This window comes from Trinickia dinghuensis, assembly GCF_003367175.1.
Classification (GTDB): Bacteria; Pseudomonadota; Gammaproteobacteria; order Burkholderiales; family Burkholderiaceae; genus Trinickia; species Trinickia dinghuensis.
In genome coordinates this window covers 64,909-85,701 of sequence record NZ_QRGA01000019.1, presented here as the reverse complement: position 1 = coordinate 85,701, position 20,793 = coordinate 64,909, and the positions used below count along the sequence as shown (strand labels likewise).

Sequence of the window (20,793 nt, the reverse complement as noted above, 5' to 3'; positions counted from 1 at the left end):
GACGCGAACGGGCTCTAAATTGAATGTGCGCGAATATATTTCCGCTGGCGGATCTCGTCTGTAGCGCAAACGCGCTACAGACGCTGTTCCCTATCCGTCGTAGTTGCCAAGGCGTCATGCGGCGGCGATCGACCGGCGCCGTCCTGCCGCGGCGAGCGCGTAGATCGCCACGCCCGGCACCATATGCTGTTTCGACGGCTTTCAAAGTCGTCCGAAATCTTCCGGATTGCTGACCATGTACTCAGACAAGTCTGTTCTGTTGCATGGGCATAGCATCGGCCTCTCATCCATTCTCGATGCACGAACGGCCTGCACTTCATAAACTTAGATGGCTGATCGACGTTATGCCGTCGCAGGAATGAGCGACCGGAAGTCGATCTTCATGCCCAGGAACTGAGAGAGCCGACAATGGCAAAAGCAAACGACAAAAAAAGGCAGGTGCAAATGACACAAGGAATCTATCGTCGACGGGGCCGGGCGTCGGGCCCTGGTAGGCCTAATCAGGGATAGTGCTGCGGCGACAGCGTGAATCCGCACCTTTCCAGGGGGCGGGCCAATGACGCGGTACCTGCTTGCAGCGTGCTTGTTTGCCGCTAGTGCTAGCGGGTTTGCCTCACCAACAGCTGGCGCCGCCGCCGGCTTTTACGGGGTGTGGCATGTCGATTCCATTGTTGGGTTCGGCGAAGTGTCCGTCAGCAATGATGAGCTACGCCGTCTTGTCGGGCAGCAGGTCGTCATAACGAAAGACAGCCTGAAAATTGGAGGCGACGACTGCACGGTCGATGAGATGCGGGCTTCCGAGCAGGATACAACCTCATTGCTGCTCCGCGAATACAAAGCGGGACCCAAAGATGCCGGTCTTTCGGCTCGTACGCTTGTGCTCGACGCCGAGCCATGCGGCTATGTGTTCCGTCGCGGCAAGGGCATCGTGGTTTATCAAGATGGGGCCTTTTACCGCGCAAGCCGTACAAAGCAGACGCCTGGACGGGGCTTACTGCAGACACCGATGCGATAGACGGGCCTCGCGATGTTTGCGTGGCTCGTTTGTTTTGGGAGGCCGCGTGGCGCGACATTGTTCGACTTGCCTGCGTAACCGGGACCTTCCGTCAGGCTGATTTCGTCAACGAAATAAAATTTGCTTTGCTTGCGTCGGTAGAGTGCTCGAATTGATTTCTCATGCCCACTAGGCGACATTTGACATGACCGAACTGCGCAAGATCTTCGAAACCGGAGCGTCAGCGATGGCCACGACTATTACGCGGTATGACGTTGCCGACCATTTGCGCAACGACGCTTCGGTTAGGCTGCATCACAGCACGGCGCCGACCACGGCGACTGAGAATCCAGGCGCGAGCTGTACAGGTTGCCGTAAAGATCGGCGCCAGAATGAAGAAAGTTGGGACAATATGCGCGTCCTCGTTCGGCGAGTGTGCCGCGATTACGCTGTCGCTCTGGTTGCCCGGGGTGAACGCCGCGCTCGAGTGGCAGAGCGGGTTGGCGCTTTTTCTTCGGCTAGATGGTCAATGATCACCGGCGGACGATTCGGAAACTGCGCCACCAGTTCCAGTTTTCCACCCATGCCTTCGATGTAGCGCCGTAGGGTCGAAAGCAGCATGTCGCTACGTTGTTCGAGGCGCGAAATGGTGTCCTGCCCGACGCCTAGAGCCTGGGCCAAATCGACCTGGGTTTTCTCGACCGCCTGTCGCAAGTCCTTCAAGGAGGCGAGTTCCTGCGCACGTCGCTCGATTTTCGCGCGACGTGCTGCGGGCAGTGCTGCCATCACCTCATCGAGCTTTTTTGCCATGCTTGCTCTCCGTTCCTTTCTCTGCTGCGAGCGAGGCTAGATGCTCATTGAACCGGCCATCGGCCACGGTAATCAGCCGCTTGTAAAACCGCTTCTGGTCAGCGCCGCCCTTGTCGCCACCTACCAATAAAATCGCCTGTCGTTTGGGGTCGAAAGCGAAGGCAACGCGCCAGACACCGTTATCCCAACCGAAGCGCAGCTCCTTCATGTTGGCGTGTTGAGAGCCTTTGAGGCTATCAACGGTCGGTCGGCCAAGATTCGGGCCAAACTCACCAAGCAACGTCGCGTGCGCTAGCAGTTCATCCTGCAAACCCTCGGGCAGTGCTTGGAACTCTGCGTCGAATGCGTCGTGAAACAGCACCGCCCAGGTCATGTTAGCCATTATGTATCAAAAGCAATATGTATTCAATGTCATATGGCTTAAAAGTCATATGTAATCAGGGCCATATTATGAGAATGAATCCGCAGCCTGCTTCGGCTCGAAGTCGATACCAGCTTCTCTGAGCATCCAGGCCTCGATGCGTGTGTGCCACTTGCGCAGTAAGTCGAGCGGGCGGTGGTGGCAGAGCTTTTCTGCCAGAGCGCTGGGCTTGCGTCCGTGAATTTGGGCGACAACTTCAGCGGGCACTTCTAGCCATTCGGCGAGCGTGCCGAACGAGCGGCATAGCCCTTGGCGGCGCATCACGTGCGGCGGGCTTGCGGCGTCAATAGCCGCTTCATGTGCGAAGCGCGATTCTTCGAAGTGTCCGCTCTCAGATCCGGTTCTAGGGTAACTGTGTCAACGTTGATGGGCACAGTGTTTTCGTGTATCCCTTATGTTCTATGGGTTTGAGGCGGTTTTCGGTATCCGAGTCAACGTCGATAATTATGAGATTTCAATGATTTGTAATCATCGGCTGGCGGGCTCGAGTCCTGCAGCCACCACATGCGATAGACGGCCCGCTCGATGTTTGTGTTGGCCCGTTTGCATTTTGGCGGCAGCGTCGCGGCCTTCCGTCCGGCTGATTTCGTCAACGAAACAGCGTTCGCTTCGCTTGCGTCGGTAGAGTGCTCGAATTGATTGCTGTAGCCACTAGGCTATATTCGACATAACGGAACTGCCGGAGCGTTGATTATGGCCACGACGACTACGCGGTACGACGTTGCCGACCTCTTGCGCAACAAAGAGGAAATGCGCGTGTACATTGAAGCCGCGTTCGAAGAAGCGGGCGACGACGCGGCATTCATTGCTAGGGCGCTTGGTGATGTAGCGCGCGCGGCATGACGCAGATTGCGCGCGATGCGGGGCTTTCGCGAGAGAGTCTGTACAAGGCCTTATCTGGCGAGCGAAGCCTCGACTTTTCCACCATGCTCAAAGTGCTGCGCTCGCTCGGGCTCCGGTTGCATCCTGAGCCGCTGTCCGCTTGATCCTAAACCGCCCGGACCTCGCGCTCCAGCGGCAGCCATAGCGTGAAGCGCGTCCCCCGCGGCCCCGACACCCAATCGACGCTGCCATTGATCGCCTGAGCCCTGCGTCGCTGGTTGTTCAGGCCGTGTCCTTTGCCGGCCGCTAGGGCACTCGCCACGTCGAAGCCGTGTCCGTTGTCCTCGACGATGACCCGCACGCCGTCCGCGAGTTCGGCGGTACTCACGCGGATCTCGCTGGCGCGCGTGTGACGAAGAATGTTGGCGATGCTTTCCTGCACGATCCGCAGGACATGCAGCGCACTGGAAGGATCGAGCCATTTCAGCGGCGGCAGTTTCACCACTTCCCACCGCAAGGCGACGCCCGTGCCGTCCAGACGAGGTTCGAGCCGAAAGCGCAGTGCTGCGAGCAACAGCAGCAGGTCCGACTCTGTCGGCTCCATCGAGTCGATGGTCAGCTTCAGGTCGTCCAGGCAACTCCTGAGAACATGCGAGATTTCGGCGTGGCCCAGTGTTCCATGCTCCACCGAGCGAATTGCACTGATCAGCGATCCGCCGAGTCCGTCGTGCATATCCTGCATCAGGCGTTGCCGCTCTTCGCTGATCGTTTGCTGCCGCTCCGCTTCGCGCAGTCGCTGATGGCTCAACTCGAGTTCGACTTCGCGTTCGTTCAGGCGTTGTGCAAGGTTCGCATTGGCCTCTTCGACTTCGGCGATGGCACGCACATAGCGCCGGTACATCAGGACACCGAAAACGCCAAACGTGATGGCATTGGTGTAGGCCCCGAAATACCATCCCTCCGGGTTGACGAAGTTGTTCTGCAGCAGCCAATCGGACACCCCGAGCAGCGTACAGACGCCGACGCCGATCGCCACGAATACGCCCTCATTGGACCGGCGCCAAGAAATAATGCCCCCCACCAACCCGACGCTCGCGCCCATCAGTGCCGCAATCGGGTAAATCAGCGGGGTGACCTTCGGCGTGTTCGGCAATACCGCCAGCATCGGTAGCGTCAACACGCCGATGCCGGCCGTTACCGCCGTTATGGACCGTGTGAACCACGTGACCGGGCGACCGTGCAATTGGCGCAGGAAGAAGTGCACGACGAGAACGAGCCACAGCAGGGAGTTCACCGTTAGCCAAGCGAACCAGTCGTTGGCGATCGGGACATCCAAGTAAAAGTGCAGACTCCGCAGGAACGAGGTGACGGCGAGGTTGAAAAACAGTAGGTAGCTTGTCTCGCGACTGCGCTGCAGCCAGACGAACAGAGCGAAAATTCCCACTAAGAGAAACGCCGCGCTGAATATCGCCGGCAGTTCCTGCTGCAGCCATCGGCGCACATGGTAGCGACCCTTCAGCGCAGCGACCGGCCCCAGCCAAAGGGACGACACGGCGACCTGCGTGCCGCGCGTGTGTTCAATTCGAACGAGGATCTCTTTCACCGGCGCGTCGGTCGGATGCCGGTGCATCACGACCCACAGGGGAGTACGGGTACTGTTCCACAGCGGACCTTGTTCTTGCGCTTGGAACACCAGCTGGTCGTTGACGTACACCGCGATGGTGCCGTCCGTTTTGATGCGGGCACCGTATATTGCGAGGTGATCGGCCCGGCTGGGCAGTCCGCTTACTGACAGCCTCAGCCAGGTAATGTGACTCGCGGTCGCCTTCGTCGTACGGGCTTGGTGCACCAGAGCGATGGATCGGGCCAGCGGCAGCGTCACGTGCCGCCATTCATTCGGCAGGGAATCGCTGTCGAGCGTGGACGGCGGCGCGCTGAAGCCTGGGGTGTCTTCCACCTGCCAGTCGGCTTGTGTCAGGTGCAGGCTTGCCGTCGGTGGCTGCTCGCTGCTGACCTCCGAGTAGAAGAGGCCCACGATGATCAGCAACACTAACGAAAAGACGAACACCGCGTTGGCGACTAGCGGCACGGGGCGGTACGTCGAGGCTGCCTTCGTTATCGTGGCGGCATACTTGTCATGCATGGTCAAACTCTAGAAGGCAAATGCGGTGGGCGCGATGACACGCCGTCATCCCGATGCAGTCAGGCGCAAGGACTAGCCGCTGTGCCTCAAGCTACATACCGCGCCACGCTCACGAATTGGCATAGGCTGCCGGCCAGCACGAACAGATGCCAGATGCCATGCCCGTGGCGGATGCGTTCGTCGTTGATGAAGAAGTAGATGCCGGCGCTATAGATAACGCCGCCCATCACGAGCCAGGCTGTTCCCGCCGGGGGCAGCGCATGGATCAGCGGGTGAATCGCGACAAGCGCGAGCCAGCCCATCAGCACGTACAACGTCATCGAGAGGATGCGGGTGCGCCGCCCGAGTGTGAGCTCTTGCACGATGCCGAACACGGCAAGTCCCCAGCTCACGCCAAACAGCGACCACCCCCACGGCCCGCGCAGCGTGACGAGCGTGAACGGCGTGTAGCTGCCTGCGATCAGCAAATAGATCGCCGAGTGATCGCATTTCTGAAGAATGGCTTTCAGTCGCGGGCCTCGCACGCTGTGATAAAGCGTCGAGATCCCGTATAGCGCGCACAGCATCGCACCGTATACGCTGAAGCTCACCACCTTGTATGCGTCGCCGTCGAGGGCGCCGATCGTCACTAGCGTGGAAAGCCCTGCTATCGACAGTACTGCACCGACAAGATGGGTAATGCTGTTGAAACGCTCACCGACATGCATGACACGATTCCCCGGCGCGGCCTTTTAAGATAAATAGGAGAGATGATACCGATCCGGAGAGGAATGCTGTGGTTGATCGTAGTTTCGGGGCGGACGGGTTCGGACGAATGGCGCGACGCATGCTTGCGGCGTTCCTTCTCGCCGCTAGTGCTAGCGGGTTTGCCTCGTCGACCGTTGGCACCGCCGCAAGCTTTTACGGAGCGTGGCATGTCGATTCCATTGTTGGGTACGGCGAGGTGTCCGTCAGCGATGATGAACTGCGCCGTCTTGTCGGGCAGCAGGTCGTCATCTCGAAAGACAGCCTGAAGATTGGAAGCGACGACTGTTCGGTTAACGAAATGCAGGCATCCGAGCAGGATATAACCTCGCTGCTGCTCCGCGAATACAAGGCGGGGCGCAAGGATGCGGGCCTTTCGGCCCGTACGCTGGCGCTCAATGCCGAACCATGCGGTTACGTATTCCGTAGCGGCAAGGGCATCGTGGTCTATCAGGACGGAGCCTTTTATCGCGCGAGCCGTGCAAAGCGGGCTTATTGACGCTGGACAAGGTCCGTCGACGCGAAGCTTCTGTTTCGCGGACTAGCGACCGTCCTCTGGCCGAAGCAACGGCGATTTTCGGCGGTATGTTTTTAACCGAATGTGGCGGGGCCGGGGGGGACTGTTCGGAGGTGGCGGCTAACAGTCGATGCTTCAGATACGTTTTTCAGAAAAAGTTCGTGCGCCGAAGTACCCGCTCAAGCAGCTCCGCTTCTCGCTCGGCCGCCGCTTTGCGGGATCGATCCAACGCGTTGGGCATCCGCAAAATTTTTGCACCTTCAGCGCAACAAGCTGGTCGGGTTTCCCCTTCGAGCGTGCCCTCAGTCGCAACAGTGGCAGACTCTTGCGATGGTTCGAAATTCAACGACAGCTGCTTATCTCGATCCCCCGGTTGATGCTCAGTATTCATCAGTCTCGTGGGCTCCGTCTGCTGAGAGCACAGAACTGGCTGACGGCGTCTGCGGCTGGCCGAATTGTAGAGTACGGACCGCCATAGATTCAAGGGTGGGAATCGCTTCCAGTGTTATCGCGGCCACAGGATAAGCGGGTCGCGCCTCATTTTTCCAGTTCTTGCGTCCTTGCGTCCGCCGTCATGGGCTGAGAAGAACTTGAGAAATCGGGACGGGGCTACGCCATCGAATGGAAGAATCCGAAACGCGTTTCCGTGTTTCTGTCGAAGATCGTTTCCTGCTTCGATTAGTTCTTTTGTCGAGCAATTGATTTTTTTGAGATTTGCGATTGATCTGATTTCGTCGCTGAGTCGTATGATGGAGACATGCTGATATTGATAATCAGTGCCCTCGAGAAGTTGCTTGAACGTCTTGGCCACGTCATGCAGTGGAGTACCCATCGGACCGCAAAGTACGATGACAATCTCCGCAGTGCGCGATTTATCTAACGCATGCTGATCGTTAAAGCCAATTTTTCCGCCTTTCGGTTGCGCTGTCGCCTGAACTACTTCCAGATTCGCTTTGGACATGGTCTTCCCCCCCCCCGCATGGGTCTGTGTTTTTACGTATACGATAGTCTTAAACCAACGATATGTCTCGATCAGGAGCGCCCGGAGGCCGGTAGCTCCATCCCTGTCAAAAAGTGCTCGTAGTACGCCGATGCAAGTCGGCCCGGAATTCACAATCTTCTTGGCCGCCGCGAAGGTACGCTGATTTCTGGCAAAAAATCGGACGCAATCACCGTTGAACTTGGCGAGGTACAAGGCTGCGCTGTGTACGTCATCCGCGGCCGATTCAAGCCGGCTGCACTCGAGTAGCCTTCCGTTAGACTGATTTTTTTGGGGAGATGACCTTCACTTTGCTTACTTCGGCAGAATGATCGGCCGACCACAGCAATAGCCGGCCTCGCTGCGGTTGCACGTTTGTCGCGCGGGCGATCCATTGAGTTGTCGCGTATGCGTCGACATCTGCAACTGTGGGAGCGGCTCCCATCTCGATTTATGCTAGAGCACACAGCCCAGCCGCAAGCTGCAGTTTCAACCATGAAAGAGCAAGAGAGTGCTTTTGTCACATCTCTTCGAGATAGGATCGTCTATGCATACCCGAAGCTAGGCGCCGATCCGACATTACTCCATCGTCTCGCGAGAGCATATAGCGAAGCTAAACGTATCGGCCTTACCCAAGATGATGTAATCGGGGATTTCTTGCGGCTCGAGGCGCTGTTACCGAGTTTTTATCGTCGGCCCGAAATCTCTCAGTGGCTCGGGAAGGAGGGCGATTCGGCTGACGACCGTTTCCAAGACATGCTGGAGCTGGCTCTCAAGAGATTCGAACAAGGCCAGGAGGGTAACTGATGACGGAGCTTCGTCCCGTTGGACTCGAATTAGCGGGTGCTCTGATTGCAGTACTGCTCGCTGTTCTTGGTGATGCCGTTCGCGGAGTCCTTGATCGAACGTCAACCAACTCCGACAGCCTCGACGATGAACGTGCGAAGTCGCGATCGACTGGGCGCGTATTACCGATGTCGCGAGAATCCCCAGAACAGTGCCCACCAGCGCGTGGCCACCTAATAACGTGCCGATGGTCCATGTCCCCGATTTCGCGCGACTATCAGTTCAGGGTGACCGGGTTTGCGCCAACTACTGAATGAAAATTCGAAACAATTGAATTTGGTGGATTCCGTCTGAGGGAATGTCGCTTGCAAGAAGCGAAGGCAAGAGACACTCAATTTTTTGATTTGAAAACTAGACAGCCAAAATGGTTTTTTTCGATTTCAGGGCTAGTGGACACAATGAGGCAAGCCCGCAAGCAAAGCGCTGTCGCTCGAGATAATCCACCAACGAAGTTGACGTGGTATTTCATGCAACCCATTCCTCATGAGTATTTCGCTGGCCGTTTTGTGGACGAAGATCTCTCAATCGAATGCGTGTTTTATCCTTGATATGCAAATTACCTTGATTTTTCAACTGCCGCTGAAAGCGACCCTCCCTTCTCAGGAGAAGCATCTTGGCGATCTCTGGAGGGTTGCAAAGCTGTTCGAGCCGCTAGGGTTCCCGATCGAAAAATGGTACCCGTCCGCTTCGACGCCGAAAATTTCTCTTGCGAACCCCGCCTTCGACCAAAGCGGCCCAACTCCGATCGCGCTAGCGATGCTTCGCGCCAAAGATGAAAAGGATAAGACGATCGACTACCGGATAACGGCTGTCTGGAACGGAGCGACGAAGGGGCGCTGTGCGGCGTTCTCCAGTTCATTGTCATCGGACGTCGATCTACCAAGATGCGTATTTAACCTTCAGTTTGAGCGGGTTGCAGAACTTGACGATTCGAAGACGATGCAACAATTTGTGCACGGCCTAGTCGACATCTGGCCCACCGCTTCTCAAATCAGAGTCGGCCCGCTCCGGTACTACACCGCGCACAAGGTATTCGCCAAAAGGCCGGGGGCAGGCTGGATGCTCTATCTCGCAACGGCAATCACGGCTGTGGAGTTGCCGGAAGCAGCAGAACTGGTACCGGTCACGGAAGGTGACAAGCAGAAAGGCACGATCATCATTAGTGTCGCCGACGAGCTTTTCACCGTGGACAACCCGGAGCACGTGAAGATCGCGAATGCGATAGAAGTCCGGTTGGCGGATCAAGATCTACTGCCTCGCTAGCGGTCCGCACGTGCGCGCATTTAGCGCCCAGGTACAACGTGGTGCTCGCGCGCCGTTCAGAACCGGTAATTCAACTGCACATGGACCATCGAGCCCTCACGGAATTGCGTCGAGGCCTCGCCCGAAACGGACCATGACTGGCCGATCTGGGCTCGCACGCCGGTGCCGAGCGACACGATGTCCCGCGCGAGCGGCGCGCCAGGCGCCGCGAACGCAGTGCCGTCTTGGGCGAACACCGTCACTGTCCGCGTCCTACCCGCCAACTCGCGCGCGTAGTCCAAATCCAAGTGTACGTTCACGGGTTTGTCGGCTGTACCGAACGCATGCATGAGCGTCAGCCCAACATAGGGCTGCGCGCTATGAACCGTATCCGCGCCGACGGCAAGATTTTGTCCGCCGCTGCCCGATTCGGTGAAGCCTTGCCCATGCAGCCAGGCCCAATGCAGACCGGCACGCGGCTCCAGGACCGTATTGCCGCCGAGTGGGAGAGGCAGCCCCGCCTGCGCTTTGCCGCTCAACGCTTGCAGCCAATTGCTGCCTTCGGGCGTACTGTTCGAGCCCGCGCCGAACGGCCGCTTTTCGCTGGCCCAGCCGGAGCCATAGCCGAACACGGCCGATGCGTCGATCGGACCGAGCATGCGGCTGCCATAGGCAGCGAAGCGTATGGTGTCGAGCTTGCCTGTGTCCGGCGTCGAGCTTTCGCCGATGTCGTCGTGTTCGTAGCCGATCGCGCCGCCGATGAGCGTGCGATCGCCGACGTGGTGATCGAAGTCGGCGGCAAAGCCGTAGCGATGCGCGCCGAACGCCGAAGCCGTGCCGCTGCCGTCCGCGCGTGCGTAGCCGTCGGTGAGCGTTGCCCACATTCCGTCATGCGCGCCCGCGCCGGCCGAGGCGGGCGCGGTGGCCAGGCGGTCGAGCAGCGCCGCGTCGAATGCCTGCGCGTCCAGCGCCGCGGCCGGGCCAAGTGCCGTGTAGATGCTGGTGTCGACGGGGGCGATCGTCGTTGCGGTACTGGGCGCCTCCGAAGCTGACAGTCGTGCCGTAGGCCGTCCCACCGCTGCTGACGAACTGATCGGTGCCGCTGCCGAGCGTCGTGGCGCTGGCAACACCCGTGGAGAGAACGAACTGAATGCCGCCTACGAGTGTCGTGCTGACGGCCGAGCCCTGATACACGTCCTGTTCGGCGGTGGAGCCGCTCATGACGGTGTTCGTGGCCGATCCGCTGTCGACTTCCTGGAAGCCGGAATTGTTGACGGTGGTGTTGCTGAGCGAGCCGCCGACGGCATATTGGGCGCCCCCGCTGTTGACCGTCGTGACGGCGGCACTACCGCCGGCGTAGACGCCTTACTGCCCGAAGGCGTTGATGGTCGTGGTGCTCGCCGCGCCGCCTGAACTGACGGTTTGCGTCGCACCGTTCAGTGTCGTCGACGTCGCCGTTCCGCCGGCTGTGACCCAGCAGCCTCGACCACGACCCATGGCGTCGGCCGAACCGATGTATGCCGTACTTGCGGCGATGGGTGAGCGGTTTCACGTCTAGGCTGCTCGATGTCGACAAATGCCGGCAATGCCCTTTCCGCTTTAACCGAACAGCACTGCCAAGCCGCACGGCGAGGTAAAGATGCCTTTCCCGTCATGGCCGAAACCGTCGACGATCAACGTCCGGTGATCCAATGACGGATGCCGCATCCGCATATAGCGCTCGTAAGCCAGCCCTCGCTGCAAACGATGGGCTCCCTGGGTCTGTGCAGCGCATGATTTATCGAGCGCGGGATGGGCGGGGTCGCAATCGTCGCTGCCGAGCAGCACGGTGACGCTGCGGCGTGCATACGCATATTCGAGTGCCTGTGCCGAAGTATTGGTCGCCATTTCACGCGCATAAGCGGGCAACCGGTTCAATCCATATTTCCAGTCGTTGAAACCGGGACAACGCGCGGCATCGAATGGCGCGAATTCACCGTCCGCGGTTGGGCGCAATTCGTCGAAATACACATACGATGACGGATTCGCAATGACGTAGCGCAGCGCGATGCCTTGATCCGTCATCCGCGATTCCCCGCGCGTGACGACCGCATAACGCTGCACGACCTGCCCGCCGCCCGAATGCCCCGCGATAACGACCGTCTCGAGCGACGGAAATCGATCGCGCCGAGCGAGCCGCTCCAGGATCGCGTCGAGCACGTCGAACGAACTTAGCGGCGCCGGCCCCAACGCGCCGTCGCCGCCCATCCACCCGATCCACTCCCAGTGCATCGTATCGGGTGCAAGCCCATGCGCCGCGACGTCCGCCGCGGCGAGAAACTGCGGCACGATGAGCAGCGTGTCTTCCGCGTCGCCGCCCGCCGCGGCCCGCGCTTGTCGCGCGAGTTCGAAATACGCGTCGGCGTTGCGCAGGCGGCCGTGAATCACGATCACCACGCGCCGGACCTTAGGCTGCGCGATGCCCCAGTCGCACGAAACATATAGCGGAGCGACGCCGCTGCCCACCGAAGTCGTGACAGCGAGCCGATCGGGGGCGACCGCGGCGACGGGGCGCTCGTTCGGCGCGCGTTCGTCGTCGGGGCGAAATAGCTGGGTCATGCAAGGCCTGTCGAACGTGGATGAATCGTTGCTGTTACTTTTACTGTCACTGCGTCGCGGCCGAGCCTTCCTGCGCGAGCGGCACGGGATCTCGTCCGGACTTCGTGAAGAAGACCATCGCGAGCGAGACGACGCCGGCCACGATCAAATAGAAAGCAGGCGTATAACTGCTGCCGGTCCAATGCGTGAGCGACGTGATCGTGAGCGGCGCGAGGCCGCCGAACAGCGTCACGGCCACGTTGTACGAGAGCGCGACGCCCGTCGAGCGGTTGCGCACGGGGAACAACGTGGCGAGCATGCCCGGATGCGAGCCCGACATGGCGGCAAGAAAGAGCGTGGACACCATCTGCGCGATGAACAAATGCGCAGGCGAGGGCGAGGCGATGACGAAGCCGAACAGCGGGTACGCCACGATGATCCATGCGATCACGACCGGGTAGAAGAGCCGGTAGGCACCGTAGCGGTCGCACAGCTTGCCCGCCAGCGGGAACAATCCCAGATTGAGTACGCCGGAGACGAAGGCCCCGACGAGCGCGGTCGAGAGCGGCAGGTGCAGTTGACGTTCCGCGTAGAGCGGCAAGTACGAATGCCACGCATAGTTCGTTGCCGCGCCGACGATGATGATGCCCATCGCGCAGATGACGGCGTCGGTGTTCTCGCGAAAGAACGCGCGAACGGTCTGCCGTTGGGTTGTGCTGGCATGCTCGCGTAGTTGGGAAAACTCGGGCGATTCCGCAACGCGATGGCGAATATAAAAGCCGATTGGGCCGGCGAGCGAGCCCATCAGAAACGGCACGCGCCAGCCCCAGGCGACGAGCTGGGCATGCGTGAGATGAGTGGTCAGCAGCCAGCCGGTACCCGACGACAGCAGCAGGGCGAAAGATTGCGCCGACATGTTGAAACTGCCGTAGAACATCTTTTTGCCGGGCGGTGCGTACTCGACGAGCATCGCCGAGGCGGTGGCGAATTGACCGCCGACCGACATGCCCTGCAGCAGCCGAGCGAGCACGATGAGCAGTGGCGCGGCGATCCCGATCGTCGCGTACGAGGGCGTCAATCCCATCAGCAGCGTGCTGGCCGCCATCGTGACGATCAGCACCGCCAGCGCACGCCGGCGGCCGGCGCGGTCGGCATAGATGCCCAGCAAGATGCCGCCGATCGGTCGCACGAGGAAGCCGATGGCGAACGTGGCGAGCGTCAGCGAGATGGAGATGAACGGTTTGTCCGCGGGAAAGAACACTTGCGCGATGATCTTCGCGAAGTAGCCGTAGACGAGGAAGTCGAACCATTCGAGGCCGCTGCCGAGCACCGACGCTACGATCGCGCGGCGGACCATGCGCGGGCTCAGCGCGGGCGGGTTGTCGAGCGTGTGTGGCGCATTCATTGTTGGCATGATCCGGTTCCGAACATCGTTGCAAGCGCGCACGACGACGTGAGCATCCGCGCGCCATTGTGGCCTACGCCGGGTACCACGTGAAAATGTTGATTGAAGCCCTCGGGGTGGCGCGCTTGAAGGTAGTGGAAGTAGCTTTCCGCGCGCGCGACGCGTTGCGGCCCCTGTGCCTCGGCGGGACAACTGCGATCGAGTGCGGCTTGATTGGGGGCGTCGTCGTTGCCGCCGACGAGATACGTTACGCGGCGGCTAGCGTATGCGGCTTCCAACTGCTCGGGGCCGCGGTCGTTCACGTAGGGCGGGCGCTTGCGCATTCCGTATTTCCAATCGTCGAAGCTTGCGCATTGCGCTGCATCGAAGGGCGCGAAGCCGCCGTTCGCGCTGGGACGCGTATCGTCGAAATAGACGTACGACGACGGGCTCGAGACCAGATAGCTCACGTCGATGCCCTCTTGTGCGAGCGTCCGCAAGCCGTGCGACGCGACCGCATAGCGCTGCACGACTTGCGCGCCGCCCGAATGGCCGGCGAAGACGATCTGCTTTAGACGGGGGAAAAGATGCCGGTCCGCCAGGCGCGCGACGATCGCATCGAGCACCGCATACGAACTGATCGGTACGCTGCCTTCCGCGGGCTCGCCGCCCATCCAGCCGTTCTCGTTCCAATGCAGCATGTCCGCGGGTAGATCGTGCGCGCTCATATCGAGCGTTGCGAGAAACTGCGGCGCGATCATGAGCGTCGTGGCCGGATCCGCCCCGGCCGCGTCGCGGGCATGCAACGCCGTTCGATAGTAGACGTCCGCATTGCGCAGCTTGCCGTGAATGACGATGACCGCTCGCTCGATGCGCGGCTGCGGGACGTTCCAGTCGGCCGACAGATACAGGGGAAACTGCGCTGCCCCCTGCGGCGTGTCGAGCCGCAAGCGCGTGGGCGCGATCACCGCGACCGGGTGCAGGTGCGGTGCGTACACATGCTGCGCCAGTGCGGTGGTGGGCAGTGCGAGGAACGGCAACGCGACGATCGGTAACGTGCCTCCCGCCATCACGATCGCGGCTGCGCATCGTAGCCTTTTACGCAGCGTGTTGGCGCACGCGCGCCTGATTGGATTCATCGAAGCACTCCCGAGTCGCCCTTGCATGCCGTTGTCCTTCATCATGCGCCGATCAGAATCGATGACGAATACCGACCGTAACGGCGGTCTGGTTCGCCCAGAACGCCGTATCGTCGGTGACGCCGACCGGTGTGAAGGAGCCGTTCCCATTGTGCGTCGCGGCCGCGTATGCGACGGTCGCGTAGACGTCCGTGCGCTTCGAAAGCGCATAGTCGCCGCTGACGACCCCCATGATCGCATTCGACACGCCGCTCGTCTTGTTGCTCTGGTAGTAGGCGGCCGTCGTCAACTGGAATGCCGGCGTGAAGCGATAACGCATCCCGCCGAACCACAGCGCCGCCGAGACCGTCGCGCCCTTGGTCGGATTCTCCAGGAAGTGTTCGTAGCCGCCCATCAAGATGGCGCTGCCGATCTGGTCGCGCACCGACAGGCTCCAATTGCGCGACTTCGTCCATGTGCCCGCCGTCGTGACCGCGCCGTTGCGATAGTCGTAGGCGAGGGCGGCCGACAGGTTGCCGATCGCATACTGCAAGCCGGCGCCGTAGGCCGCGTTGCTCTGGAACGAGCCCGCCGTGCCGCCGAAGCTGTAGTCGGCGATGGCCTTCAGGCCGCCGAATTGACCGACGTACTTCACTGAGTTGTTGAGCCGCGCCTTGTAGGAGATGTCGTCGGAAGAGCCCGTGGTCGGAAACCAGGTGTAGTGCGGCGAATAGCCCATCGGATCGTATTGCTCGAGGATGTCGTACATCGCCGTGTACTGCAGGCCGGCGGAAAGCGATCCGAGCGATGCCTTCGACACGCCGACGGCCGCCGTTCGATTGAACAGCACGCCCGACGTCGTATTGGTGCCGTCGTTGCTGTTGAAGCCCGCCTCCAGTTGGAAGAACGTCGTATAGCCGCCGCCGAGGTCTTCGGTGCCGCGAAAGCCGAAGCGCGAATTGCTGAGGCCGCCCGAGGTCTCGCGCACCAAGGTGCCGCCGCTCGCATTGGCGTGATTGACGAATTCGATGTTCGTGTCGATCAGGCCGTAGAGCGTGACCGACGATTGCGCGTGCGCGGTGAGGCTGGCCGCGCCGACAACGGCAGCGACGACGTATTGCTTTTTCATTAGTGTCTCCGATCCATGCAAGCCGAGGTGTGGTTGTTATCCGTGATGGCCCGCGGCTGGCGGCGGTCGATCCCGGTTTTTATCGCGATGGGCCAGATCGTAGGTTCGAAGGTGGTAAATGTAAAATACCTATTTCAAAAGCTATCCATATTTTATAAATATGGGAAATTCGCATCGAACCGCGCACAGAGTCATCATGGAGACGAACGATGGAATTGCGGCACCTGCGTTACTTCCTGGTCGTTGCCGAGGAGGGGCAGTTCACGCGTGCGGCGTCTCGCCTTGCGATGCAGCAGCCGCCGTTGTCGCAGCAGATTCGCCTGCTCGAGGAGGAGATCGGCTTCGAACTGTTCGAGCGCTTGCCGCGCGGCGTCGTGCTGACCCCAGCCGGCAAGGCGTTCGCGCAGGATGCGCAGCGCATCATCGACGGCCTTCAGCAATCGGTGGAGCGCGCGGCCAGAATCGCGCGCGGCGAACTAGGCACGATCTTGATCGGGCTCACGAGCTCAGCGAGTTTTCATCCGCTGACCACGGAAGCGATTCGCGAATTCCGGCGGTTGCATCCCGACGTCGGCATCGATTTGGTCGAACTGAACGCGGCCGAAATCAACGAGCGGCTCGCGGGGGGGCTCGTTCACGTGGCATTCCTGCGCAAGCCGGTCGAGCTGCCGCCGGGGTTGTCGTTCGAAGTGCTCGAGGAAGAGCCGATGGTTGTCGCCTTGCCTGAGGACCATCCGACATTGGCCGGCAAACAAGGCCGGCAAGCGGATATCGCGCTTCGCGCGCTCGCCGACGAGCCGTTCATCCTCGTGCGCCGCCCGGGCGCACCAGGCATGTACGCGGACATCCTGACCGTGTGCCGCGAGGCGGGGTTCTCGCCGAACGTCGTGCGCGAGGTGCCGCGGATGCTTTCGGGGATCAAGCTCGTGTCGACGGGGATCGGCATTGCGCTCGTGCCTGCGTCGATGCAGCGGTACAACCAAGCGGGCGTGGTGTACCGCCGGCTGAAGAAGCCCCACGTGTTGACGGCACCATTGACGCTGAGCTTTCCCACGACGCAGCAAAATGGCGCCGCTAGCCGCTTCGTCGAATTCGTGTTGGGGCAGTTTCGGCAGCGTCCGAAGTGACAGCGTTGCGCGCGGGGCAGAGCGACTGAGCCGGACGTTTCCGCCTTAGCCACCGTTTCGTAGACTGACGCGTCTGAACCGCACGAATTCGGCAGGTGAATATGGGCTATTTCGTAACTGCAACACCATCTTGCGCGTTGGTCGCGCCTCAATAGCGCAGTGGCCGGAGCGTCTTCGGATCGTTGAAATTGCTGAACTCGACGCCGATCCGGTGCGTCTGGCCGAGCCACAGCGCGGCATACGTCGCACTCGCCGCGTCGTCGTAGTGCATGAACTTGTGTTCACGGCCATCGGCGTCGTAAAGAAATACGCCGTAGCACTCCGCCGCGGCCGCCTCGGAGGTCTTTTTCATGCCATGGACCGCCACACGCCGAACCTCGGATGGCAATGGGTCCACGCATCCGCTGCCGCGAAGCAAGTCGTGTGGAAACGGTGCGATGGGCCGATGCGCGAGATGTCGCTTATCGTCCTCGATACGGGGGAGCGCTTGCACATGAGGCGCGCGCTCGCCATGCGCAACCGCCGGCGCATCGCCTGCACCGTGCGGGGCAGGCGCGCGAACCGGCCGCGGCGCGAACATCGGACGTTTGCGGCGCGCAGGCAGGAGCCGCTGCAGGTCGACGCTGACGCTGACGGCGCGCGCGGCAGCCGGCGCGTCTGCCGGCCTTGTCGAAGCCGATTCAGGCATGCCTTCGTCGCAACGCTGTCGCCGCTCGATGCCGACAGAGTTCGAGGGTGCGCCCTCGCTGGTCTCGTCGAATTGCGCGTCCATTTATCCCATTTTGGTGTTATAGGACTGAATGATATCGATGCGCATCTTGCAATAATTGGCAGCGATTCTTTCAAGCCGTCGATTATAGTGACCGTGAGATGCTATTCGGTTGGCCGTATCGTATCACTATGTCGGACGGAAATTGATTAGAAACGAATGGGGTGATGTATTTTGAGGGATCCGGTGGATAGACATAATCGTCTATCTACGCATTTTTACTTGCGAGTGTGAAATTAAGCTGTAATGAACGAGACGGATAATAATCGCCTCCGATACGAATCCGATGCCGCCGAGGTGACGATGAACGCCGGAGACGGCGGGCGCCCGAAAGGGCGCCGGGCCTTCAGGACAAGCAACCCACGCCTTTCAGCGTCGCTTCGACGGCAACGTCGAGCGGGGTGTGAGGTTCGCCGCCGAGCACTTCGTTGATCCGCGCATTGCTCAGTTGCACCGGCACGCGCCACAGATAGCGCATCTCCATCAGTTCGCGCAGCGTCGGAACGAACGGCGACGCGAGCCGCACGAGCCACCACGGGAAGCGGCGCAGGCGCGGGCGCATGCCGTGGCGTTCGGCGACGGCTCGGATTGCGTGCGCCATCTGCGTTCCATCCTCGTCCCAATGTCCGGCCATGTGGAAGGTGGCGAACGGGTCGAGCGTTTCACGGCGTTCGATGAGCGAGAGCATTGTGCGCGCGACGTCGGGCACGTAGGACCACGCGTGGCCCACGCCCGGCCGTCCGGGAATACTCACGGCCTTGACCGGGCGTCCACCGGTGACGAGCCCCTGCGAGAACCAGCTGTTGCCGATGTGCGGGCCGAAGAAGTCGCCGGCGCGAACGACGATCGTTCGCACGCCGCGTGCCGTCGCCGCTTGCAGCCTGCGCTCGAGTTCCACGCGGATCGCGCCCTTGCGCGTCGACGGCCGTTGCGGCGAATCCTCCTTCAGCAGCGGAAACGCGTCGGGTCCGTAGTTGTAGACCGTCCCGGGCAACACGATCGTTGCGCCCACCGCTTGCGCGGCCGCGATCGTGTTGTCGACCATCGGCAGCACGAGTTCGGACCAGCGCCGATATCCGGGCGGATTGACGCCGTGGACGATCACGCTGCAGCCGCGCGCGGCCGCGACGACGGATTCGCGGTCCATGGCGTCGCCGTTTATCCAGACGATGCCGTCGCGCTCGCCCTCGGCGCCGGGCCGGCGCGTGAGCGCCTTGACTTCCCAGCCCGCATCGCGCAGTTGGCGCGCCAGTTCGCTGCCGATTCCGCCCGTCGCGCCCAGCACCAGTGCGCGCTTGTCCTGCAATGCTTGCGTCGTTTCCATCGCGTCTCTCCAAGGAAGGGGGTGTTTCGATGGAGGCATTCTGGTGCGCTTCTTGATATAAAGGAATTGGCAAGCATGATCGATCGGCTATACATTTATGTATGGCTACCAATCTGAACTGGGAACTCTATCGGACCTTTCTCGCCGTGCTGACGGAGGGTTCGCTGTCCGGCGCGGCACGCGCGCTCGATATCACGCAGCCAACCGCCGGGCGTCACATCGCGGCGCTCGAGGCCGCGTTCGGGCAGACGCTCTTCACGCGTTCGCAGTCGGGGCTGCTGCCGACCGAGGCTGCGCTCGAGCTACGCGGTTATGCGGCCGCGCTGCAAAGCACGGCCGCGGCGCTCGAGCGGGCGGCGGCCAGCCATGGGCGCGGCGTGGCAGGCGTCGTGCGCGTATCGGCCAGCGACGTCATCGGCATCGAGGTGCTGCCGCCCCTCATCGCCGAGCTGCGCCGCGCGCATCCCGGGCTCGTGATCGAACTGGTCCCGACCGATCGCCTGCAAGACGTGCTGCAGCGCGAGGTCGACATCGCGGTTCGCATGGCCGAGCCGTCGCAGGAGGCGCTCATCGCCCGCAAAATCGGCGACGTTCAACTGGGGATGTACGCACGAGCCGATTACATCGAGGCGCACGGTGCGCCCGCGACGTTGGCCGAGCTTTCGATGCACTCGCTGATCGGGTTCGACGAGGTGACGCCGTTTCTGCGCGAGGCCGGCAAAGCGTTCCCGCTCTGGAAGCGCGAAACGTTCGCACTGCGCACCGACAGCAATATCGCGCAGCTTGCGCTGCTTCGCGCGGGCTGCGGAATCGGCATGTGCCAGACGGGAATCGCCCGGCGCGACCGGCTCGTGCGGCTGCTGCCCGACGCGATCGCGCTGAAGCTGCAAACTTGGGTGGTGATGCACGAGGACTTGCGCGCCAGCGCGCGCTGCAAGGCGACGTTCGACGCGCTGGTGCGAGGGTTGCAGGCGTACGTCGCCGCCGGCTGAGCGGCGGCGCATACCGGCCACGCGTCGATTACGGGCCGATCACGCGCGCAGAAAGTCCCCAATGTCCGCGTGCAATCGATCCATGTGCGTGTAGAGCAACCCGTGCGGCGCGCCGGGGTAGATCTTCAGCTTGCATCCCCGGATCAACTCCGACGACGGCAGACCGCCGAGTTCGAGCGGCACCGAGCGGTCGCGGTCGCCGTGCACGATCAGTGCCGGGACGTCGATGCGGCGCATCTCATCTCTGAAGTCGGTCTCCGCCATTGCCCGGCTGCAAGCGAGCACGACGGGCACCGACGCTTGCAGCAGCGACGTCGTGCCCCACTTGATCATCGCCGGCGAGGTTTCGGGGATGAAGAACGGCGCCGCCGCGCCGGCTACCCAGCTCGGATAATCGCGGCGCCACAGGGCCCACAGTGCTTCGAATTGTTCGCGCGGCACGCCGGCCGGGTTGTTCTCGGTCAGCAAAAGCATCGGCGTGGTCGGCGCGAGCATGACGATGCGGGCCACCCGCCCGCTGCCATGCCGGCTCAGGTAGCGGACGATATCCCCGCTTCCCATCGAGTGCGAGACGAGCGTGATCTCTTTCAGGTCGAGCGTGTCGATCAACTGCGCTAGATCGTCGGCGAACGTGTCGAAGTCGTAGCCGCGCGGGCTCCGGTCCGACCGGCCGTGCCCGCGGCGATCGAGGCTGATGCAGCGCATTCCGCGTTCGCCGAATTCGGCGAACTGGTAGTCCCACATCGAGGTGCCGCAAGCCATCGCGCTGACGAACACCATCGGGGCGCCGCTGCCCCACTCGCACCAATAAAGCTGCGTTCCGTCGCCGGTCGTCATGAAGGGCATATCCGTTCT

General features: G+C 61.3%; 21 protein-coding genes and 2 pseudogenes. 8 read left to right on the top strand and 15 right to left on the bottom strand.

The genetic code is table 11. The annotated features are described in order from the left end of the window. The first annotated feature begins 556 nt into the window (after positions 1-556). On the top strand, positions 557-1,015 hold the full coding sequence (locus DWV00_RS28350) for a hypothetical protein (RefSeq protein ID WP_115536945.1): 459 nt from the start codon (positions 557-559) through the stop codon (positions 1,013-1,015). Between the two features lie 423 nt (positions 1,016-1,438). On the opposite strand, the gene DWV00_RS28340 is transcribed toward DWV00_RS28350, so the two are convergent. Together DWV00_RS28340 and DWV00_RS28335 are read right to left on the bottom strand one after the other, a co-directional pair. Further along, a complete protein-coding gene (locus DWV00_RS28340) occupies positions 1,439-1,804 on the bottom strand; it encodes a helix-turn-helix domain-containing protein (RefSeq protein WP_115536944.1) in 366 nt (121 codons plus the stop codon). Beyond that, entirely contained in the window at positions 1,785-2,186 is a 402-nt protein-coding gene (locus tag DWV00_RS28335; protein ID WP_115536943.1) for a type II toxin-antitoxin system RelE/ParE family toxin, read from the bottom strand. Before DWV00_RS28335 ends, DWV00_RS28340 begins: the two co-directional genes overlap by 20 nt. A gap of 732 nt (positions 2,187-2,918) precedes the next feature. Here DWV00_RS28335 and DWV00_RS28325 point away from each other — a divergent pair. Further along, positions 2,919-3,211 (top strand): annotated as a pseudogene (locus tag DWV00_RS28325) (addiction module antidote protein). A gap of 2 nt (positions 3,212-3,213) precedes the next feature. Here DWV00_RS28325 and DWV00_RS28320 read toward each other — a convergent pair. Together DWV00_RS28320 and trhA are read right to left on the bottom strand one after the other, a co-directional pair. Next, positions 3,214-5,190 (bottom strand): sensor histidine kinase, encoded by a 1,977-nt coding sequence (locus tag DWV00_RS28320; RefSeq protein WP_115536942.1) that lies wholly within the window; start codon positions 5,188-5,190, stop codon positions 3,214-3,216. 86 nt (positions 5,191-5,276) lie between these two features. Continuing rightward, on the bottom strand, positions 5,277-5,897 hold the full coding sequence (gene trhA, locus DWV00_RS28315; protein ID WP_115536941.1) for a PAQR family membrane homeostasis protein TrhA: 621 nt from the start codon (positions 5,895-5,897) through the stop codon (positions 5,277-5,279). A 119-nt stretch (positions 5,898-6,016) separates the two neighbouring features. Between trhA and DWV00_RS28310 the strand changes: the two genes are divergently transcribed. Further along, entirely contained in the window at positions 6,017-6,433 is a 417-nt protein-coding gene (locus tag DWV00_RS28310) for a hypothetical protein (protein ID WP_147297996.1), read from the top strand. 523 nt (positions 6,434-6,956) lie between these two features. Here DWV00_RS28310 and DWV00_RS28305 read toward each other — a convergent pair. Then, a complete protein-coding gene (locus tag DWV00_RS28305) occupies positions 6,957-7,412 on the bottom strand; it encodes a hypothetical protein (RefSeq protein WP_147297995.1) in 456 nt (151 codons plus the stop codon). Between the two features lie 513 nt (positions 7,413-7,925). Here DWV00_RS28305 and DWV00_RS28300 point away from each other — a divergent pair. The 3 genes from DWV00_RS28300 (at position 7,926) to DWV00_RS28290 (ending at position 9,539) form a co-directional block, all read left to right on the top strand. Then, complete coding sequence (locus DWV00_RS28300) at positions 7,926-8,237, top strand: hypothetical protein (RefSeq protein WP_147297994.1); 312 nt, start codon at positions 7,926-7,928, stop codon at positions 8,235-8,237. 308 nt (positions 8,238-8,545) lie between these two features. Continuing rightward, positions 8,546-8,824 carry a Tox-REase-5 domain-containing protein gene (locus tag DWV00_RS35140; RefSeq protein WP_115536937.1) on the top strand — a complete coding sequence of 93 codons (279 nt, stop codon included), beginning with the start codon at positions 8,546-8,548 and terminating at the stop codon, positions 8,822-8,824. Further along, positions 8,760-9,539: an Imm52 family immunity protein gene (locus DWV00_RS28290; protein ID WP_245965072.1), complete on the top strand. Its 780-nt coding sequence runs from the start codon at positions 8,760-8,762 to the stop codon at positions 9,537-9,539. Before DWV00_RS35140 ends, DWV00_RS28290 begins: the two co-directional genes overlap by 65 nt. A gap of 56 nt (positions 9,540-9,595) precedes the next feature. Here the strand turns inward: DWV00_RS28290 and DWV00_RS28285 are convergent, their stop codons facing one another. The 7 genes and pseudogenes from DWV00_RS28285 to DWV00_RS28255 form a co-directional block, all read right to left on the bottom strand. Further along, entirely contained in the window at positions 9,596-10,594 is a 999-nt protein-coding gene (locus DWV00_RS28285) for an autotransporter outer membrane beta-barrel domain-containing protein (protein ID WP_181885614.1), read from the bottom strand. Next, positions 10,593-10,808 (bottom strand): annotated as a pseudogene (locus DWV00_RS35135) (hypothetical protein); the annotation flags it as partial. The gene DWV00_RS28285 and the pseudogene DWV00_RS35135, both read right to left, overlap by 2 nt. Before the next feature lie 75 nt (positions 10,809-10,883). Further along, positions 10,884-11,015: a hypothetical protein gene (locus tag DWV00_RS35130; protein WP_115536934.1), complete on the bottom strand. Its 132-nt coding sequence runs from the start codon at positions 11,013-11,015 to the stop codon at positions 10,884-10,886. A 102-nt stretch (positions 11,016-11,117) separates the two neighbouring features. Further along, positions 11,118-12,116: an alpha/beta fold hydrolase gene (locus DWV00_RS28270; RefSeq protein WP_115536933.1), complete on the bottom strand. Its 999-nt coding sequence runs from the start codon at positions 12,114-12,116 to the stop codon at positions 11,118-11,120. A 46-nt stretch (positions 12,117-12,162) separates the two neighbouring features. Beyond that, positions 12,163-13,509 carry an MFS transporter gene (locus DWV00_RS28265; protein WP_115536932.1) on the bottom strand — a complete coding sequence of 449 codons (1,347 nt, stop codon included), beginning with the start codon at positions 13,507-13,509 and terminating at the stop codon, positions 12,163-12,165. After that, positions 13,497-14,549 (bottom strand): alpha/beta hydrolase, encoded by a 1,053-nt coding sequence (locus DWV00_RS28260; RefSeq protein ID WP_115537039.1) that lies wholly within the window; start codon positions 14,547-14,549, stop codon positions 13,497-13,499. The genes DWV00_RS28265 and DWV00_RS28260 overlap by 13 nt, the downstream gene beginning before the upstream one ends. 121 nt (positions 14,550-14,670) lie before the next feature. Beyond that, positions 14,671-15,726 carry a porin gene (locus DWV00_RS28255; protein ID WP_115536931.1) on the bottom strand — a complete coding sequence of 352 codons (1,056 nt, stop codon included), beginning with the start codon at positions 15,724-15,726 and terminating at the stop codon, positions 14,671-14,673. A 209-nt stretch (positions 15,727-15,935) separates the two neighbouring features. Between DWV00_RS28255 and DWV00_RS28250 the strand changes: the two genes are divergently transcribed. Continuing rightward, a complete protein-coding gene (locus DWV00_RS28250; protein WP_115536930.1) occupies positions 15,936-16,853 on the top strand; it encodes a LysR family transcriptional regulator in 918 nt (305 codons plus the stop codon). Between the two features lie 148 nt (positions 16,854-17,001). Here the strand turns inward: DWV00_RS28250 and DWV00_RS33810 are convergent, their stop codons facing one another. Both DWV00_RS33810 and DWV00_RS28240 read right to left on the bottom strand, forming a co-directional pair. Then, positions 17,002-17,205, bottom strand: a complete 204-nt coding sequence (locus DWV00_RS33810; protein WP_147297993.1) for a hypothetical protein — start codon at positions 17,203-17,205, stop codon at positions 17,002-17,004. 763 nt (positions 17,206-17,968) lie between these two features. Beyond that, positions 17,969-18,946: an NAD-dependent epimerase/dehydratase family protein gene (locus DWV00_RS28240; RefSeq protein ID WP_115536928.1), complete on the bottom strand. Its 978-nt coding sequence runs from the start codon at positions 18,944-18,946 to the stop codon at positions 17,969-17,971. Positions 18,947-19,047: 101 nt separating this feature from the next. Between DWV00_RS28240 and DWV00_RS28235 the strand changes: the two genes are divergently transcribed. Then, positions 19,048-19,938 carry a LysR family transcriptional regulator gene (locus DWV00_RS28235; RefSeq protein ID WP_115536927.1) on the top strand — a complete coding sequence of 297 codons (891 nt, stop codon included), beginning with the start codon at positions 19,048-19,050 and terminating at the stop codon, positions 19,936-19,938. Between the two features lie 39 nt (positions 19,939-19,977). Here DWV00_RS28235 and DWV00_RS28230 read toward each other — a convergent pair whose 3' ends face one another. Further along, a complete protein-coding gene (locus DWV00_RS28230) occupies positions 19,978-20,784 on the bottom strand; it encodes an alpha/beta fold hydrolase (RefSeq protein WP_115536926.1) in 807 nt (268 codons plus the stop codon). Positions 20,785-20,793 lie beyond the last annotated feature (9 nt).

Coding starts and splice junctions, on each gene's coding strand:
- trhA (WP_115536941.1), bottom strand. CDS start 5,897: ATGCATGTCGGTGAGCGTTTCAACAGCATTACCCATCTTGTCGGTGCA.
- DWV00_RS28270 (WP_115536933.1), bottom strand. CDS start 12,116: ATGACCCAGCTATTTCGCCCCGACGACGAACGCGCGCCGAACGAGCGC.
- DWV00_RS28240 (WP_115536928.1), bottom strand. CDS start 18,946: ATGGAAACGACGCAAGCATTGCAGGACAAGCGCGCACTGGTGCTGGGC.
- DWV00_RS28265 (WP_115536932.1), bottom strand. CDS start 13,509: ATGCCAACAATGAATGCGCCACACACGCTCGACAACCCGCCCGCGCTG.
- DWV00_RS35130 (WP_115536934.1), bottom strand. CDS start 11,015: ATGGGTCGTGGTCGAGGCTGCTGGGTCACAGCCGGCGGAACGGCGACG.
- DWV00_RS28310 (WP_147297996.1), top strand. CDS start 6,017: ATGCTTGCGGCGTTCCTTCTCGCCGCTAGTGCTAGCGGGTTTGCCTCG.
- DWV00_RS28350 (WP_115536945.1), top strand. CDS start 557: ATGACGCGGTACCTGCTTGCAGCGTGCTTGTTTGCCGCTAGTGCTAGC.
- DWV00_RS28230 (WP_115536926.1), bottom strand. CDS start 20,784: ATGCCCTTCATGACGACCGGCGACGGAACGCAGCTTTATTGGTGCGAG.
- DWV00_RS28260 (WP_115537039.1), bottom strand. CDS start 14,549: ATGGCGGGAGGCACGTTACCGATCGTCGCGTTGCCGTTCCTCGCACTG.
- DWV00_RS28290 (WP_245965072.1), top strand. CDS start 8,760: ATGAGTATTTCGCTGGCCGTTTTGTGGACGAAGATCTCTCAATCGAAT.
- DWV00_RS28255 (WP_115536931.1), bottom strand. CDS start 15,726: ATGAAAAAGCAATACGTCGTCGCTGCCGTTGTCGGCGCGGCCAGCCTC.
- DWV00_RS28300 (WP_147297994.1), top strand. CDS start 7,926: ATGAAAGAGCAAGAGAGTGCTTTTGTCACATCTCTTCGAGATAGGATC.
- DWV00_RS28340 (WP_115536944.1), bottom strand. CDS start 1,804: ATGGCAAAAAAGCTCGATGAGGTGATGGCAGCACTGCCCGCAGCACGT.
- DWV00_RS28335 (WP_115536943.1), bottom strand. CDS start 2,186: ATGGCTAACATGACCTGGGCGGTGCTGTTTCACGACGCATTCGACGCA.
- DWV00_RS28305 (WP_147297995.1), bottom strand. CDS start 7,412: ATGTCCAAAGCGAATCTGGAAGTAGTTCAGGCGACAGCGCAACCGAAA.
- DWV00_RS33810 (WP_147297993.1), bottom strand. CDS start 17,205: ATGAAAAAGACCTCCGAGGCGGCCGCGGCGGAGTGCTACGGCGTATTT.
- DWV00_RS28235 (WP_115536927.1), top strand. CDS start 19,048: ATGGCTACCAATCTGAACTGGGAACTCTATCGGACCTTTCTCGCCGTG.
- DWV00_RS28320 (WP_115536942.1), bottom strand. CDS start 5,190: ATGCATGACAAGTATGCCGCCACGATAACGAAGGCAGCCTCGACGTAC.
- DWV00_RS28250 (WP_115536930.1), top strand. CDS start 15,936: ATGGAATTGCGGCACCTGCGTTACTTCCTGGTCGTTGCCGAGGAGGGG.